The sequence below is a fragment of the Shigella sp. FC1967 genome, from assembly GCF_001743005.1.
GTDB lineage: Bacteria > Pseudomonadota > Gammaproteobacteria > Enterobacterales > Enterobacteriaceae > Proteus.
Genome location: NZ_MIIZ01000797.1, coordinates 1 through 3,174 on the forward strand (window position 1 = coordinate 1; position 3,174 = coordinate 3,174).

3 protein-coding genes are annotated in these 3,174 nt (G+C 33.8%); all 3 read left to right on the top strand.

Annotation, left to right across the window (positions count from 1 at the left end; translation table 11 throughout):
• Positions 1-157 precede the first annotated feature (157 nt).
• The 3 genes from BHE89_RS25745 to BHE89_RS13195 all read left to right on the top strand — a co-directional run bounded on the left by BHE89_RS25745 (position 158) and on the right by BHE89_RS13195 (position 3,108).
• Complete coding sequence (locus BHE89_RS25745; RefSeq protein WP_286146118.1) at positions 158-568, top strand: fimbrial biogenesis chaperone; 411 nt, start codon at positions 158-160, stop codon at positions 566-568.
• A gap of 309 nt (positions 569-877) precedes the next feature.
• Positions 878-1,402: a FimD/PapC N-terminal domain-containing protein gene (locus BHE89_RS25750; RefSeq protein ID WP_286146119.1), complete on the top strand. Its 525-nt coding sequence runs from the start codon at positions 878-880 to the stop codon at positions 1,400-1,402.
• A 41-nt stretch (positions 1,403-1,443) separates the two neighbouring features.
• The gene (locus BHE89_RS13195) at positions 1,444-3,108 is read left to right on the top strand and encodes a fimbria/pilus outer membrane usher protein (protein WP_286146120.1); all 1,665 of its coding nucleotides are present in this window, start codon (positions 1,444-1,446) and stop codon (positions 3,106-3,108) included.
• Positions 3,109-3,174 lie beyond the last annotated feature (66 nt).

Sequence of the window (3,174 nt, forward strand, 5' to 3'; positions counted from 1 at the left end):
TTCAATTAACTAATAATGGTGATTTAGCTTCATTAGTACAAAGTTGGATAGATGATGGTGACATAAATTCAACACCTGAAGATGCAAACTCTCCTTTTTATTTTATAATATAAAAAAGCAGACTCAATGGGGTCTGGCTTTTTTTGGGGGGCTTATAATGAAAAAAATTAATATTTTCTTTTTAATTATCTTGATATTACCCTCGACTGTATTAGCGAATATTATTATTAATGGTACTCGTGTTATCTATCATGAAGGAACAGACAGTGTTAATATTCAATTAACTAATAATGGTGATTTAGCTTCATTAGTACAAAGTTGGATAGATGATGGTGACATAAATTCAACACCTGAAGATGCAAACTCTCCTTTTTTATTTATATCCACCGATTGTAAAAAATTGCAGGTAGGCAAGGTCAAAACATTAAAAAATAAAAAAATACTGATAAAAACATCATCGGGCAATATTGAGCAAGTCTATTATTTAAATATTTTGGATATTCCAGAGAATGCGGAAGTACTAAAAGGAAAAAGCTATCTTCAATTAGCAATGAAAACAAGAATTTAAAATTTTCTATCGACCTGAAGGACTTACTTGATAATCCAGAGCGTATTAATGAAAAAGTTACTTATCAATTAAATGGTAATAAAGTTTTAGTTAAAAAATAACTCACAATATCATTTCACAATCGCATCTATTTCTACACAAGAGACACCACGTCTTACGCTTACTGATTCTGAAATGATCCCCTCCACAATCTTCTCGTGAGTTACCTTTTAATTAATAGATTAATAAGTAATTCCGTTGTTGTTATTTATGTTGATGATTTTGGTGTTTATAAATCACAGAATATTAAACTCTAATCGAGATAACATCGTGAATAGTCCAAAATATCTCTCAATCCTTATTTTTTTAGGAATACAAAGTTATGCTCAGGATCTGTATGCAGAGGGATTTGATACATCTTTATTAGTAGGAAAATCAAAGAATAGTGATATTTCACGATTTTATATTGATGACAAAATTCCAGAAGGAAAACAACTAGTCGATGTTTATATTAATCAAGTATGGAAAGGACAATTTGAAGTCAATGTGCTAGGGAATAATGCAGGTATTAGTTTTGAACCGAATGATGTAAATAAGTTAGGTTTAAATTTATCGTTGTTAGCAAAACAAAAAATAGCACAGAACAACACAATTTTATCCAATGAGTTGGCAACAGGGGTTGCTTCAACATTAGATGTTAATAGATTAAGGCTCGATATCACTGCACCTCAGATCTCTGTTAAACAATCAGAAGTAGGGTATGTAGACCCCAGTTATTGGGAGCAAGGCATTTCTGCACTGATATTGTCTTATAATTTAAACTATTATAACTATAAAGAAAAAAAAAGGAAGTAAAAAGCAATAACGAGAATTTTTTTGCCAATATTAATTCAGGTATTAATTTAGGCGCGTGGCAATTTAGAGATGAATCTAACTACTCTTATTATTCTCATGGCAAAAGCCAATGGAAAAATAATACACGCTATGTTTATAAAGCATTAAGCCAGATAACCGCAGGCTTAACAATTGGCGATTTTTATACGCCGGCAACACTTTTTACCAGTATTTCATTTAGAGGAGCGTCATTGGCAACTGAAATGGGCATGTTACCTAATTCAAGCCAAGGATTTGCTCCTATTATTCGTGGCGTTGCACAAACAAACGCATTAGTTAGTGTTTATCAAAATGAAAACTTAGTTTTTCAAGAGAATGTACCACCGGGTGAGTTTTCTTTCCGTGATATTCAGCCAACGGCTGGTGGGGGTGATCTGTTAGTGGTTATTCAAGAAGCCGATGGCAGAAGAGAGTCATTTACAGTGCCATTTTCAGCCGTTCCCGACATGCTAAAAGAAGGGGTTTATCGTTATAACGTGATACTGGGAGAGTCACGAATAAACAATACAGATTACCGACCTAAATTTGTGCAAGGTGAACTTCATTATGGTTTAAATAATCTGGTTACGCTTTATGCAGGTGGCATTGTCAGTGAAGATTATTATTCAGCATTGATTGGTAGTGGTTGGAATTTTAAGTTTGGGGCGATTTCTGCTGATATTACTCATGCAAGTGCAGATTTACAAAAAGACAAAAAAACAGGACAAAGTTTTCGTCTCTCATATAGCAAATATATGGATGCGACACTAACGAATTTAACATTGGCGGCTTATCGTTACTCTACCCGTGATTATTATAGCTTTGTGGACTCAATTTACGCTCATGACAACTATCAGGCTTGGAAAGATTATCAACATGATCTTGCTAAACAGCAGGGGAATAATAATGCTTCTTCTGATTTAGATCTCACAACGTTTGATGCATTACGAGGTTCTAGAGCAAAAAATACGTTTACTGTAAATCTTAATCAATATTTAGGTGGGCAGCGTGGCGTTATTTTTCTTTCAGGAACACATCGAAACTATTGGAATACGGATGAGAGTAATCGTGAGTATCAGTTAGGTTATTCAAATAACTATAAAGATATTGCTTATAATTTTTCTGTATCGAAATTAAGAAATTACGATAATAAAGAAGAAACTCGTTATTATTTAAACGTCAGTGTGCCAATTTCATTTTTTGACAAAAGAGCCAATATTAATACTTCAGTTTATGCGACTGATTCACGCTATCAGCAATCTACATTGAGTATAAGTGGAACTGCGGGTCAAGATGATTTGATCAATTATACTTTAACCAGCTCAAATCAAACGGGTGGCAATAATTTAATCGGCGCGAATATGAGTTATCGACATCCTTATAGCACCTTATCTGCCTCTTACACTGAAGCCAATAATTATCGCCAAGGAGGATTAGGCACTAGAGGAACGATTGTCGCTATTCCTAATCATATTGTATTTTCTGGAGATACAGGAAATACGTATACCATTATTGAAGCCCCTATGGCGAATAATATGATGGTAAATGGGAATAAAGCGACATTAACTAATAATCATGGTGTTGTTTTAGTGGCGAATACGATCCCTTATCGTACTCATATTGTATTTTCTGGAGATACAGGAAAATACGTATACCCATTATTGAAGCCCCTATGGCGAATAATATGATGGTAAATGGGAATAAAGCGACATTAACTAATAATCATGGTGTTGTTTTAGTGGCGAATACGATCC

Bases quoted from the DNA above. Each gene is read 5' to 3' on its own strand.
- BHE89_RS25745 (WP_286146118.1), top strand. From the start codon at position 158: ATGAAAAAAATTAATATTTTCTTTTTAATTATCTTGATATTACCCTCG.